Source organism: Streptomyces sp. NPDC060209 (assembly GCF_042728155.1).
GTDB lineage: Bacteria > Actinomycetota > Actinomycetes > Streptomycetales > Streptomycetaceae > Streptomyces.
In genome coordinates this window covers 1-12,448 of sequence record NZ_JBHWZS010000251.1, presented here as the reverse complement: position 1 = coordinate 12,448, position 12,448 = coordinate 1, and the positions used below count along the sequence as shown (strand labels likewise).

The following is a 12,448-nucleotide window of genomic DNA, read 5'->3' as shown; positions in this document are numbered from 1 at the left end:
CCAGCCCGTTGGCTGAAGCACATCCGGGCACCTATCCGAGCGCACCGGCCCGAGGAAATCGTCGTCATCGGTCGCAAGCAAGTACTCAAGCACACGAACAGTATGCCGACCTGACAGGGCGAACGTTGCTTGATGCGGCACTAGCTGACGTCGACTGCGTCGATCCAGGCAGGGAGCGTGCCGAACACGGCGTCGACTGACGCGCACCTGAGGGGAAGTCAACTCCGTTTGTGGGCGACAAGGCGTACGCCGTCTCACATGAGCCAGTTCCTCGCAATCGAACGTCGAGTGACGCACCGCGATGGGCTCCCCAAGATCTGTGCCAGAACTCCAATCTCGTGAACAAAGCCAAACATGGTGCAGTGGGACGTCAACCCGCTCGCCTCGTCCAACGATTGGGGCGACGTGGGCGGACGAAGAGGTCGAGCGCGCCCACGGCCGCACGGACATGGGCCGGCTCGCGACGGAACCGTTCTCCTGCGCACCACCAGGACACCTACCCGTCCGATTCCGGCGGATGTATGCCCAGGCAATGGTCGGCGCATCGGGGCCACGCCTGCCACAGAATCTCGGTGACCGCCAGGTCGCGGTTGAGAAGGGCGAGAGCCCAATCCCACATTGGGTACTCGTTACTGATGGGAGCTGTCACAGGGGTTCGGGCGGGCTGGACCGGAAGAGGTGCTGCCCCATGTGGGGACCGCGTCAGTGGCGGTCGGGATCCGGGCCGCCGCGCTCGTCAGTGTCGATCGCGTCGATCGCCGTGACCTCGTCCACGGTGAGGCGGAAGTCGAAGACGTCGAAGTTCTCCGCGATGCGGTGCTCCTTGACCGACTTCGGGATCGGCGACAGCCCGTGCTGAAGATGCCAGCGCAGGATGACTTGGGCTGGTGTCTTGTCGTACCGGGTTGCGATCGTGGTGATGGTGGGGTGCTGGAGCGGGTTGTTCGCAGCCTTGCGGCCGCCTTCCCAGTAGACGTTCACCCCGCCCAGCGGCGACCAGGATTGGGTGACCACACCGAGCGCGGCGTTCGCCTCACGCACCGGTTGCTGGATGAAGTACGGGTGCAATTCGACCTGGTTGACCGCTGGCACGATGCCGGTTCGGTCGATGAGACTGCGCAGGTGATCGGTGTTGTGGTTGCACACACCGATGGCCCGGACCCGGCCGTCGGCCAGCAGCTTCTCGGCCGCGTGGTAGGAGGCCACCGTCTTTTCGAACGCGGAGGGGACTGGCCAGTGCAGCAGGTACAGGTCCAGGTACTCCAGGCCGAGCTTGGCCATGCTGGTGTCGAAGGCGCGGAGAGCCGAGTCGTAGCCGTAGTCGTCCAACCACAGCTTGGTAGTCACGAACACCTGGTCGCGTGCGACGCCCGAGGCGGTGATGCCCTCGCCGACCTCCTTCTCATTGCGGTAGGCAGCCGCAGTGTCGATCAGACGGTAGCCGGTTTGCAGTGCGGTGGCGACTGCGGCGGAGGTTTCATGCGGGCTGCTCTGGAAGACGCCCAAACCCAGGGCGGGCATCTCTACACCATTGTTCAGCGTGATCGTCGGGCTCTTGCCGGTCACGGCGGTCCTCCTTGCATCGGTCGTGCGGAAGGCGCGGAGGCTGGGGGACGCCGCGCCGTTTCGGGTGCCCGTTGGGACCGGGCACTTCGCCATGCAACGGGAAGCGACTGTGACGTGGGAGTCTTTGCTGTGAGGGGTACTGGCAGGGACCCCCACCGTGCGTACGGCCGCCCGCGACCGGCCGGGGGTCGGCGCGATGCCCAGTCCGGGGAGTTGATACCGGCTGCCTGTCCTTGCCCGGCGGTGGCGGCCCAGCAGGCGAGCAGCTTCAGGCCCTCCTCGGCCGCGCTCCCGGCCGGGGCGCTGTAGACGAGAATACTCAGTGCGCTCTCGTCCGGCATGCCCATCGCCTCGTGGTGGTCGAGATTCAGGTCACCGACTGCGGGATGACGGAAGCGCTTGGTTCCCTCCCGGCAGACATGCACGTCGTGGCCTCACCGTGCCGAGGTACGGGCACCCGCCGGTGGCCTTACACCGGCAGACTGGCCTGCGGCGGGGTGATCTTGTCCCGGCGGGATTCAGGAATGCGCCGACTTCGTCCCGGTTGTCCATGCGCCCTGGTTTGGCACGTCGCGCCGCAGCTGGGGGTCCCTGCTGTTACCCCTCACAGCAGGAACTCCCACACCTCGGCCGATGCCGCTTCTATAGGTAGGAACCCCGGAGCCCGTCCCGCCGCGACCGCCGCCACGGGCGTCAAGCTCGCGAAGGACGTGCTGGGACGTGCTGCGCCCCAGCGAGCGCCCGATTCCGGTGCGGCGAGCAGGATCTGAGAGGAGTAGCCCACATGAATGAGCGCGAAGCGACGACCCGCAGCGCCCGTAACAGGCTGGCACGAACGCCAGGGCACCAGTCGTCGTGGCCGCGCCTCGCGCTTGTCGGAGACATCACGCATGTACCGACCCCCATGACTCGCTCCGGCTTCAGCATGTCTGCGCAGGACGCAGAAACCGTGGCTGAAGCCGTCGCAGCCGGCGTCAATGGCACGGCGAGGGCGCACGCCCTCAAACGCTACGAACAAGCACGCCTGGGCCGCGTCCGGACGTCGGGTAAGCCATTCTTTCGCAGGCCAGGCCGCCTGAGCTTGCGACCATGCACAGCCACCGCTCTCACTCCCGAATCAGAAGCACGAAAAGGACCACGATGACCCACGGAAGCCTCCCCCTGATAAACCGCTTCCGGCTCGCCGTAGCCACAGCCGCGACAGCGGCCGCCTTCGCCTCGACGCCATACGCATCCGCCGCCCCCACCGGCGCCCAGCCGGTCCTCAACCAGGTGAAGACCGAGGCCGCCTTCGACTTCGCTGCCGGCGACGCGCCCGAGAACATCACCGTCAACCCAGACAGCTCGATGACCATCTCCATGCTGGGGTCCTCAGCGGCTATGCCGCCGAAACTCGTGCGGATCAGCCCGTCCGGACACCGCACCACCCTTGCCGTCGGACATAAGGGCGACACCATCACGGGTAACGCACGTGGCAACGACGGCACCGTGTTCTACAACGTGATGTCCAAGGACGCTTCCCGGACCGGAGTGTGGGAGATCCCTGTGAGCGGTAGCCCGCAGCGCCTCGCCGCGCTGCCCGCCGACGCAAGCCCCAACGGCCTGGCCATCGGCCCCAACGGCCGAACCCTGTATGTCGCCGACAGCCTGAAGAGCACCGTGTGGGCTGTGCCGACCTCGGACGGACGGGCAGCGGTCTGGCTAACCGATCCCGCCCTCGCACCGGACAAGTCCGCATCCGTCCCCCTCGGCGCGAACGGCCTGCGCTACCACAACGGCTCCGTATGGGTCTCCAACATCTCCCACAACACCTTGCTGCGGATCCCGGTCACTCAAAGCGGCGCGCCCGGACGCATCCACACCGTCACCAGCCACCTCACCGGCGTGGACGACTTCAGCTTCCTCGACGAACGCTCCGACGTGGTGTTCGCGGCAGAGAACGAACGGAACGAAATCGTCATGGTCTATCCGGACGGCACCACCAAGACCGTCCTGACCGCATCCAGCGGACTCGCTTCCCCGACGTCTACCGCAGTGCGCGGAAGGCGGCTGTACATCACCAACGCCGGGCTCAATGAGCCGCACGACGCGAAACTGCAGTCCGCGACCATTAACCGCACGGCCCTGCTGAACCACTCCTGAGCCGTAAAGTGCCCAGGCGGGCCTGATACGCCCCACAGCCGCTTGCCAGGACCGGCATGAAGCGAAAGGACTCGCGCGATCTCGGCCACAGCTGGCTGCTGGTGTCCAGCCTGGGCCTGGGCACCATGAACTTCGGAAGCGAAGCCTCCGGGGGCGAAGTGTTCGCCTCAATCCGACTCGGCTCGCTCCAGGCGCGCCAGGAGGAACGGTCGATCAATGCGAGCGCGGCCAGGTCTTGTTGGGGCAGCCGCCGTGCAATGCAGTCCGGGCTGACGCGCCACCACGAAGCCCCGACGGCCCAACGGCCGGGCGGTGGCTTCGTCGTTATGCCCAGTTCCGCTCCGGCCGAAGCGGGCTATACCTGAGCCATACCGCCGTCGATGCAGAGTTCTGCACCTGTCATGAAACTGCTCTCGTCCGAGGCGAGAAACAGTGCACCATTGGCGATTTCCTCGGGAAGTCCGAGGCGGCCCATCGGGACAAGGGCACTCATGTGGGCTCGGAGAGCTACTGGATCTTGACCGAAGTACTCGGCCTGTCCGTCGATGATGAGCGTGTCGATCGGCCCCGGACTCAGCACGTTGACCCGAAGACCCCGGTCGCCGAACTCTGCCGCCCACGTGCGCGCGTAGGAGCGCACGGCAGCCTTCGCCGCGCTGTAAGCCCCTGCCCCGGGATCCCCCTTGAATGCCGTGATCGAGCCCAGCAAAACGATCGAGCCACCCGTTCGTAGAATCGGCAGCGCCTTCTGGACGGTGAACAGTGTGCCGCGGGCATTGAGGTCGAATGTGCGGTCGAAGTGTTCCTCGGTCACGTCCCCGAAGTTCGTCCGCTCAATGCTTCCAGCGTTCGCGACGATCACATCGAGGTGCCCGCTCTCCTGACGGATAGCCTCGACCAAATTGTCGAGATCACCCGACACTGTAGCGTCCGCGGTGACCGCCGTGACCTGTCCCTCAATGGAAGCCTTCGCGGCTTCGAGCGCCTCCTTCCGGCGCCCCGTGATGTAGACGTGGGCGCCTTCACTTCCGAATCTCTGGGCAATCGCCAGACCAAGGCCCGCGCTCCCGCCAGTGACGAGGGCTACCTTATTCGCGAGACGCATGCTTTCTCCTTGAGTCGAGACTGCGAGCACCGGACACATTGCTTTGCCTCATCCTGCTTTTGACAGCTGGCGTCGCAGGACTTGCGTGCCTGCAGGACGCGGCTGCCGTCCCGCAGCCTTCCGACCCTGGTGGCTGCGCTGGGCGTGCACCACGGTAGGATCGGCCCGACATAGAGGCAAATAGTGGCAACGGATACTCTGCATTGACACCTCCTATGTCATATCGAAGGTGGATTCGAATGAACCTGCGTCAATACGAATACGCCCTGGCCGTCGCTGACGAGGGCTCCATGACAGCGGCAGCAGAACGCCTGCGGGTCACTCAGCCCTCTCTGTCGCAGCAGATCGGCACCTTGGAGAAGCATCTCGGGGTCCAGCTGTTCACCCGCACCCCGAGCGGGGTGACGGTGACGGTGGCAGGGCGGGCTTTCCTCGCGGAGGCGCAGATCGCGACGACCGCATCCCGGCGTGCCATCACGGCCGCCCGCGCCGCCAACGGGGAACTGGCAGGCGAACTCATCATGGCTGTCCACATGGGCCTGGGAGCACGCCAGCTGCCCCAGGCATTGGGGCAGCTGCGCAATCGCCACCCGAAGCTGCAGGTGACTCTCCACGAGGAGCCCGATCCCGCGGACATGGAACGACTGGTCCGCCAGGGAACCCTCGACATGGTCCTCGTGCACCGCATCCCCGCAGGGTGCACCTTCGACATTCACCCTCTGGGCGAGGAAGCCTACGTCGCCGTCTTGCCGAAGGGGCACCCGCTTCTCTCGGACGGCGCCGCTCTGCGCCTGGAAGACCTGGCATCAGAGGGGTGGATCCGGTTCCGGCGCGCGAGCCTGCTCGACGACTACCTCGCCCGCCTGCTCGCCAACGCGGGCCTCAGCCCGCACACGGTGGCCCGAGCGTCACAGATCTCCACTGCGGTGCGGCTCGTGGCGCAGGGCTTGGGCGTCACTGTGGTCCCGGCCTCGGCCATCCCCGAAGGCTTCGAAGAACTGGCCTGCCCGCTAGAGCCCTCCCTGACCGAGCCCGTCCTCGTCGGCGTGCGGCGCAATCCGGGTTCGGCAGAGACGGCCATGCTCGACCATCTCAACCAGCAGAACTGGTGCGGTACAGGCCTCCTCTGTCAGCCCGCAACTGTTTGAGCGTTCACTTTCCACGTTGCACCAATATGGAACGACCTCGGGCCCCGAAGCCATTCGCGATGCCGCCCTGTCTCCACCACTCAGCCTTTTGACCTGCCGATACAGGGTTCAGGGACAGGTACTTACCTTGTTCTTTATCTACCAAGATCTTCCAGGCTTGCCGATGGCCTTGAGGGTCTCGGGACGTTTGACGGTTTTGGCAACGTCGTAGCGGGGTGCCCGGTGTTTGTTCTTGGCGAAGGGTGGCCGGCCGGGTCCGGCGCCTCGAGGTTTGGGAACACAGGCCGGGCAGTCGAGATGAGCGCGGATGTTCCTGAACCCCCGGCGGACCCGGGCCGGTGTGAGCCGGCCGGCGGTGGGGCTTCTCCCAGGGCCTGCGGAGGTCCGCGGCCAGGGGCCGGGCGAGCCGAACGCTTTCCGCAGGGCTGCAAGTGGCTCTTCCCTGCCTCGCTGAAGAACGTCGACGGCAGCAAGCCGGTCAGCGACCGCCGCCTGCGCGACCACCTGGCGATCTGGCTGGAGCGGCTCAGCCTCACGGATGAGCACGGTAAGCCGGTGAAGGTGACCTTCCACCAGTTCCGGCACACCCTGGCCACCCGCATGATCAACGCTGAAGTTCCCCAGCCGGTGATCCGGACCCTGCTCGATCACATGTCGCCGGCCATGACCTCCGTCTACGCCAAGCTCCACGACAAGACACTCCGGCGGCACTGGGAGAACGCCCTCAAGGTCAACCACGAGGGACAGCAGGCCGAGATCGCCGCCAACCACCCGCTCGCTGGAGCGACCTGGGCGAAGATGAGCCTGGTCCGCGCGAAGGTGACGCTGCCCAACGGCTACTGCGGAGCCCCGGTGCAGACCGACTGCGAGTACGTCAACCCTTGTCTGGACTGCCGGTTCTTCATCACCACCGGCGACTTCCTCCAGCAGCACCGCCAGCAGCGGCAGAAGACCAGCGAACTCATCCCCCAGGCCGAGGTAGCCGGACTCGCCCGCGTCGCGGAGAAGAACCGTCGCATCTTCGGCAAGTTCGACAAGATCATCGGTGCTCTGGAGGAAACCGGCGAGAACCAGATTGTCGTCGGCGGTCAGGTGGAGGACGTCGATGCCGCCAGCTGACAACACTGCCGCACTGGCCGAGGCCACCCGGCAGCGCAGCGAACGCTTACGCCGCCATGCCGAGAAGGCCATCTCGGCAGCCCAACGCACCGGCAACCGCCGCCCTCGACCTCAAAGAGCTCTACCTGTCGACGACCGCCGAGTTGGGCCGACGATTCGCGCGGATCTACACCACCCTCGGAACCCAGGACCCCCTCTACCGGAGGTTCTGCCTCTACCGAGTCCGCGACTTCCGCGAAAGCCAAGACGCCTGAGAACACCGGGCCTGTGCCTTCTCAAACGACCTGGAATCCCAGCAGGTCAACGCCCGTGAGGTCACCTGGCAACTGTCAGGTCACCGAGAGGAGTTGACCTTAACTTAGGTTGAGGTCCTAGGTTGCCCGCATGAACACCACGAACTGCACCCTCCCTGCCAACGACGCCGACGAACAGCGGATCCGCGAGTTGGTCGCGCGGTCCCAGGAGGCGCAGATCGACCCGGACGTGCTGCCTGCGCTGCACGCCGCAAACTTGGTGATCGTCAACTTGGCTGGACGGCGCCTCTTCGGGCGTGATGCCTTCGCTTCGGCCATGGCCGAAGCGCTCTCTTCCCCGAGCAAGGACATCCGGACCTCGCTGGAGGTCGACGACATCCGGTTCACCACCCCCGACGTCGCCATCGTCAGCCTCACCAAGACCGTCTACGACGAACGGTCCGAGGCGGAGGACTCGTCCGAGCTGCCCTCGGTTGGTGTCATGACCTACGTCTTGACCCGCCAGGGCGACGACTGGCTCATCGCCCTGGCCCAGACGACACCGGTCCAGTGAGCGGCCGCCACCGCGCCACCAACCCGCCGGCAACGCGAACGCCGCGAACTCGACCGCCTCACTCGCATCCTCACCGAACAAGCAGACTGAGGATCGCCTCGGCAACGCTCCCTCCGCCGTCTCCCCTCAAAGAAGTTGTGTGGTGCCCACACCGTGAACCCGTCTGGGGGTGCGTCACCGCTATGAGTGTGAGGCGACAAGCTCGATCTCGAAGCCGTCGCGTGACTCGAGGTAGGCGGCGTGCTGGTGGTTTCCGCCCGCATGGGGGTGACGCTCGGGGAAGAGGAGCGTCCAGCCGTTCTCGCGGGCTTTGGACGTGAGCAGGTCGATGCGGTCAGTGGTGTCGATGTGGAACGCGAGGTGGTTGAGGCCGGGAGCGCACCGGTCGTGGCGGTCGGCGGTGAGGGCGGGGGACTGCTCGAAGACGAGGTAGGTAGGGCCGAGTTTCCAGCTGCGGCCGTTGTCCCAGCTCTGGTGGAGGGTGTAGCCGAGGTCTTCGAGGAGCCACTGCCAGTCGCTGATGGAGCGGTCGAGGTCGGGTACCCAGATCTCGACATGGTGGAGGGTGCCGGGCACCGGTGCGGGTTGGTTGGTCACAGTGTGTTCCCTCGTCGGCGTGGGTGAGGGCGGCAGCCTATACCTGATGGGTGGTTTTGCGTCTAGACAGCCCCTTCGGTCACATGCCAGGCGGTTACGGACAGTTGACGGGTAGTGCACGTATCTTCTGCCCCCTTCGGCGGTACGACAGCTGTAGGGCGTCGTGATCGCGGTGCCGAGGACGGGCCGGTCCCGGCTGTCGTGTACACCGGCTCGGGAAGGAGGCTTCTTCGTGGCTGTCCTGTTGTGCTCGGCGGATACCGCTGCCGGGCAGGCGTCCCTGATCCTGAAGTCCGGTCCGTCGGCCTACGGCGTGTCCAGAGTCGTCCCTACGGGGCGCGGCCCGCTGTCGGCGGCGCAATGCCCGGATGGGCGCCTCTACCTCGCTGTATCGGTCTCTGATGAGGTTTTCGTCCTGGATCCGGATGGTGTGGGGCGTAGCCGGATTCGTGTGGGTTGGGCGCCGCGCTCCCTCGCACCGGTGCCGGGCACGCCGTTCCTGCTGGTGTCGAACGCGGGCTCTGACAGTCTCTCCGTCGTCGACACCGCCGAGGAACGGGAAGTCGTCCGGGTGCAGTTGGGGCGGGAGCCGGGGGCGATCGTTATCGCCGGACGGGTGCAGCGCGGTGGTGTGCGAGCGGGGGGCAGGATCGGCGGGTGTCCTGGACCTGTCCGACCTCATCGGAGACCGGAGGGTCCGGGTTGTGGGCCGGGTCGTGCTCGGCCCGGCGCATGTCCAGCCGCGGGCCGTGGCGCTGTGGGGTACCCGCGCCGTGTTCGCGTGTGCGCGGCTGGATGTTCTGCCTGTAGTCGACTTGGCGGGCGGTCGGGTGGAGGACGGGGTGCGACTTCCGGTGGCCGGGGCGGCGCCGGCTGGCATCGCGGTGACGGGGGAGGGCGGCTATGCCCTGGTCACGTTGGAACGGGCGGGTGTGCTCGCGGTGGTGGATCTGCTGGAGTGGAAGGTGACTCGTTTGGTCCCGGTTGGTGTAGGCCCGAGGGGCATCGTCATTGATTCGGCTGACGCCACCGTGTACTGCGCGCTTGCTGGACAGCGGTCGATGGCCGTCGTGCATCTGGACGGGGTGGACCTGTCGAACACGGACGGCGCCCCGCAGTTCGAGGAGATACCCGTAGGTGCGGGCCCGAGCTCCGTCGCGCTTGCCCAAGTCGACGACCCCGACCCGTCCAGCTGACCCCTTCCCCGGGGGCCACGCGCTCCGCCAGGGAGAAGCGGCGTCCCCTGCACGATTCGAAAGCAGCCCGCACATGCCCCTGCCTTCTCTGTCCCTCGGCTCTGGGTGTCCGGAGCCGACCAGAATCCGGGCCCTGGCCGCGCTCCTGGGTGCGACCCGTGCGCACGTCCTTGTGCGGATTGCCGCGCTTGAAGCGGCGACGACCAACGATCTGGTGCAGGAGCTGGCGGTGTCCGCGGCGACGGTTTCTCATCACACAGGGGTTCTGCGCCATTCCGCCCTGATTACGACACGGCGGTCCGGGGTGAGTGTCCAGCATGCCCTGACCCCGCTTGGTCAGAGCTTGCTGGGGGCGCACGGCGTCCCCAGTGGCCGCCAGTCGCAAGGCGAATCGCGGTGAACGCGCGCCCCCGCGCTGGCGATGGTGGCGGCAGTGGAGAGCGTGTCAGGGGTGCGCGAGACACTGGTGGTGCGGGGTTTTACCTGCCCAGGAGGAAATTTCCGCCCTCTTTCCGCTTCCGGTCTGATTAATGGTACGGGGCGGCATGCGTCAATTAGTGTGCGCCCTTTTAGAGCAGGATCGAAAAGCTTGCACCCCTCACGGAAATGGGCACAGACTGATGACCGCTCGCCAATAGCACAGGCCCTTAAGGGTCAGTGAAACAGCTGAATTCTGCGGGGGGTTGCTGTCTCATGCCCGTTTCCGAGAAAGCTAAGAGTTCGACGCCCGAGACGTCCGCTGCGACCCGGGCAACTGTCATGCAGCTATTCGCGACGGCTGTCGCCCGCACTCAGTGCCCGTTCGCCGACGAGGTCAACGACCGCTTGGTCGGCCTGCTGGCTGAGCGTGCGGGCGCGGGGGCCAAGGACTTCGGCTACAAGAGGGAGACGGCGGGGGAGTTCACCCAGTGGGGCGGCCATGACGCGGTCCGGATCAGCCGATGGGTGTGCTCTGTAGCGGGAAAATTCACCGAGTCCCTGACCGGGATGCCCCTCGCAGAGGCCTTCGGCCGCTCCCTGGAACGCGAGGCCGAACGGGGCGCGGGCGCTGTGCGGGAGGTAGCGGTGGGTGTGACCCGCAGCTGGGCCTCGCTCTACCGGTCCGGTGACCGGCATGAGCCGCACTTCCACCCCAACACGGCCCTCTCAGCGGTCTACTACGTGTCCGCGCCCAGCACCTGCGAGATCGACCTGCTCGATCCCCGCCCGAACGTCGACTACTTCGACCCGGGGATCTCCCTCGCCGGGGAGAGTCACCGCGTCCGCCTCGCCTGCACACCCGGCGAGCTCCTGGTCTTCCCCGGCTGGCTGAAGCACGCCGTTCCTCCCTTCCAGGACGAAACACCGCGTATGTCCATCGCCTGGAACCTGAACTACACCCTCGGCTGAACATCCAAATTTCCACAGTTCAGCCAACCTCGGCCGGAAGCTGTCCCTATTCCGGCGTTCCGTCACACAGGAGAAAAGGAAATCCCGCCATGCGCAATATCCAGTTCTTCTCCACCGACACCGACGACGGCGTCGTCTCCGTCGTCGCCAAGACCGGTACGGGCGAGCACCGCACCATCGCCCAGATCCCCATCGGCAACGCACCTCGCGGCGGCGTGAAGTTCACCAAGGATGGCCGCGGCTTCGTCTGCAACACCAGCCAGAACACGATCTCCGAGATCGACGCCGTCGCCCTCACCGAGGTCCGTCGCATCGAGGTCGGACACGGGCCCCGTGGCCAGGGCCTCGTGCCCGGCGACAAGTACCTCCTGGTCTCCAACTCCGGCTCCGACACCGTCTCCGTCGTGGACCTCGAGCTCAACCTGGAGGTCCACCAGATCCCGGCAGGCCGCGACCCCCGTCACATGGGCATCAACCAGGCCGGCACCATCGCCTACGTCTGCGTCTGGGGCGACGGCTACATCAGCAAGCTCGACATCAGCCCCCTTGCCGATGGTGACCCGCAGCAGGTCACCGAGCTCGCCCAGATCCCCGTCGACCGCGAAGCCCACCCCTACAGCCTGGGCATCGACCCGTCCGGCGCCCGCGTGTTCGTCGCCAACACCCAGGCCGCCTACGTCACCGTCATCGACGTCGCCACCGACGAAACCCACCGCGTCGACGTCGGCTCCACCGGCGGTCGCGGCGTCGGCTTCACCCCCGACGGCCAGTACGCCCTGGTGACCGTCGAGAACTCCTCCACGATCGCCGTCATCGACGTTGACACCCTCCAGGTCACCCGTCACATCCCCACCGGCTCCGGCCCCCGCGGCCTCGTCGTCGACCACGGCGACAAGACCGCCTACATCACCAACTTCGCCCGCGCCGGCATGATGTCCGCCGACCACCCCCAGTTCGCCCCCAACAGCCTCACCATGGTCGACCTCACCTCCGCCCCCCTCGACCGCGATGAGGGCACCTTCACCTACGAAGAGATCACCGTCGGCTACGGACCCTGCTCCGTCGTGATGTTCGACCTCGACACCCTCTCCGAGTCCGAGCGCCAGCGCCGCCTCCGCCGCGCCGACACCCCCGCCTGAGCCCAGCGGGCGGGGAGCCCGACGCCATCCCTGCGGGCTCCCCGCCCCCGCCAGCCTGAGGTCCGGGCCCTGGCGGGGACCAGCACCAGCAGAGCACACCTGACCACCAGGGCCCGCAGGGAGGCGCCACCACTCCGGGCCCTGGCCCGGCCGCCCATCGTCCGCGCTGGACCGGTCCCAGCCGACAACAGGCGGCGCCCCGCTGCCCCCGGGTCCCTCCCCATGCACAGGGACGCGACC

Annotated in this window: 14 protein-coding genes and 2 pseudogenes; 11 read left to right on the top strand and 5 right to left on the bottom strand. The window is 66.6% G+C overall.

The window, feature by feature from the left end:
* Positions 1-200, top strand: a 200-nt coding sequence (locus ACFWFI_RS33025) for a hypothetical protein (RefSeq protein ID WP_387397466.1), incomplete at its 5' end; no start/stop codon positions are given.
* A 502-nt stretch (positions 201-702) separates the two neighbouring features.
* On the opposite strand, the gene ACFWFI_RS33020 is transcribed toward ACFWFI_RS33025, so the two are convergent.
* Both ACFWFI_RS33020 and ACFWFI_RS33015 read right to left on the bottom strand, forming a co-directional pair.
* Positions 703-1,566, bottom strand: a complete 864-nt coding sequence (locus ACFWFI_RS33020; protein ID WP_387397463.1) for an aldo/keto reductase — start codon at positions 1,564-1,566, stop codon at positions 703-705.
* The gene (locus tag ACFWFI_RS33015; RefSeq protein WP_387397460.1) at positions 1,563-1,991 is read right to left on the bottom strand and encodes an MmyB family transcriptional regulator; all 429 of its coding nucleotides are present in this window, start codon (positions 1,989-1,991) and stop codon (positions 1,563-1,565) included. Before ACFWFI_RS33015 ends, ACFWFI_RS33020 begins: the two co-directional genes overlap by 4 nt.
* A gap of 359 nt (positions 1,992-2,350) precedes the next feature.
* Here ACFWFI_RS33015 and ACFWFI_RS33010 point away from each other — a divergent pair, with 359 nt between their 5' ends.
* From ACFWFI_RS33010 to ACFWFI_RS33000, 3 genes are read left to right on the top strand one after another with little or no spacing between them, the layout of a single operon-like run.
* Positions 2,351-2,710, top strand: coding sequence for an FAD-dependent monooxygenase (locus ACFWFI_RS33010; RefSeq protein WP_387397457.1), 360 nt, complete (start codon positions 2,351-2,353; stop codon positions 2,708-2,710).
* Positions 2,707-3,708 carry an SMP-30/gluconolactonase/LRE family protein gene (locus ACFWFI_RS33005; protein ID WP_387397454.1) on the top strand — a complete coding sequence of 334 codons (1,002 nt, stop codon included), beginning with the start codon at positions 2,707-2,709 and terminating at the stop codon, positions 3,706-3,708. The genes ACFWFI_RS33010 and ACFWFI_RS33005 overlap by 4 nt, the downstream gene beginning before the upstream one ends.
* A 56-nt stretch (positions 3,709-3,764) precedes the next feature.
* Positions 3,765-4,073 (top strand): hypothetical protein, encoded by a 309-nt coding sequence (locus tag ACFWFI_RS33000; protein ID WP_387397451.1) that lies wholly within the window; start codon positions 3,765-3,767, stop codon positions 4,071-4,073.
* On the opposite strand, the gene ACFWFI_RS32995 is transcribed toward ACFWFI_RS33000, so the two are convergent.
* Complete coding sequence (locus tag ACFWFI_RS32995; protein ID WP_387397448.1) at positions 4,064-4,813, bottom strand: SDR family NAD(P)-dependent oxidoreductase; 750 nt, start codon at positions 4,811-4,813, stop codon at positions 4,064-4,066. The two genes, ACFWFI_RS33000 and ACFWFI_RS32995, sit on opposite strands and share 10 nt — an antisense overlap.
* Before the next feature lie 239 nt (positions 4,814-5,052).
* Here ACFWFI_RS32995 and ACFWFI_RS32990 point away from each other — a divergent pair, with 239 nt between their 5' ends.
* Complete coding sequence (locus tag ACFWFI_RS32990) at positions 5,053-5,961, top strand: LysR family transcriptional regulator (RefSeq protein WP_387397445.1); 909 nt, start codon at positions 5,053-5,055, stop codon at positions 5,959-5,961.
* Between the two features lie 138 nt (positions 5,962-6,099).
* On the opposite strand, the pseudogene ACFWFI_RS32985 reads toward ACFWFI_RS32990, so the two are convergent.
* Positions 6,100-6,373: pseudogene (locus tag ACFWFI_RS32985) on the bottom strand (transposase); the annotation flags it as partial.
* Between the two features lie 29 nt (positions 6,374-6,402).
* Here ACFWFI_RS32985 and ACFWFI_RS32980 point away from each other — a divergent pair.
* The 3 genes and pseudogenes from ACFWFI_RS32980 to ACFWFI_RS32970 form a co-directional block, all read left to right on the top strand.
* A pseudogene (locus ACFWFI_RS32980) lies at positions 6,403-7,080 on the top strand (tyrosine-type recombinase/integrase); the annotation flags it as partial.
* A 56-nt stretch (positions 7,081-7,136) separates the two neighbouring features.
* On the top strand, positions 7,137-7,334 hold the full coding sequence (locus ACFWFI_RS32975; protein WP_387397443.1) for a hypothetical protein: 198 nt from the start codon (positions 7,137-7,139) through the stop codon (positions 7,332-7,334).
* 130 nt (positions 7,335-7,464) lie between these two features.
* A complete protein-coding gene (locus ACFWFI_RS32970) occupies positions 7,465-7,887 on the top strand; it encodes an SgcJ/EcaC family oxidoreductase (protein ID WP_387397441.1) in 423 nt (140 codons plus the stop codon).
* Between the two features lie 180 nt (positions 7,888-8,067).
* On the opposite strand, the gene ACFWFI_RS32965 is transcribed toward ACFWFI_RS32970, so the two are convergent.
* Positions 8,068-8,484 carry a VOC family protein gene (locus ACFWFI_RS32965; RefSeq protein ID WP_387397439.1) on the bottom strand — a complete coding sequence of 139 codons (417 nt, stop codon included), beginning with the start codon at positions 8,482-8,484 and terminating at the stop codon, positions 8,068-8,070.
* A gap of 704 nt (positions 8,485-9,188) precedes the next feature.
* On the opposite strand from ACFWFI_RS32965, the gene ACFWFI_RS32960 reads away from it, so the two are divergent.
* The 3 genes from ACFWFI_RS32960 (at position 9,189) to ACFWFI_RS32950 (ending at position 12,208) form a co-directional block, all read left to right on the top strand.
* Entirely contained in the window at positions 9,189-9,680 is a 492-nt protein-coding gene (locus tag ACFWFI_RS32960) for a YncE family protein (RefSeq protein WP_387397436.1), read from the top strand.
* Positions 9,681-10,439: 759 nt separating this feature from the next.
* On the top strand, positions 10,440-11,069 hold the full coding sequence (locus ACFWFI_RS32955) for a TIGR02466 family protein (protein WP_387397433.1): 630 nt from the start codon (positions 10,440-10,442) through the stop codon (positions 11,067-11,069).
* Positions 11,070-11,158: 89 nt separating this feature from the next.
* On the top strand, positions 11,159-12,208 hold the full coding sequence (locus ACFWFI_RS32950; protein ID WP_387397430.1) for a YncE family protein: 1,050 nt from the start codon (positions 11,159-11,161) through the stop codon (positions 12,206-12,208).
* The last annotated feature ends 240 nt before the right edge of the window (positions 12,209-12,448 follow it).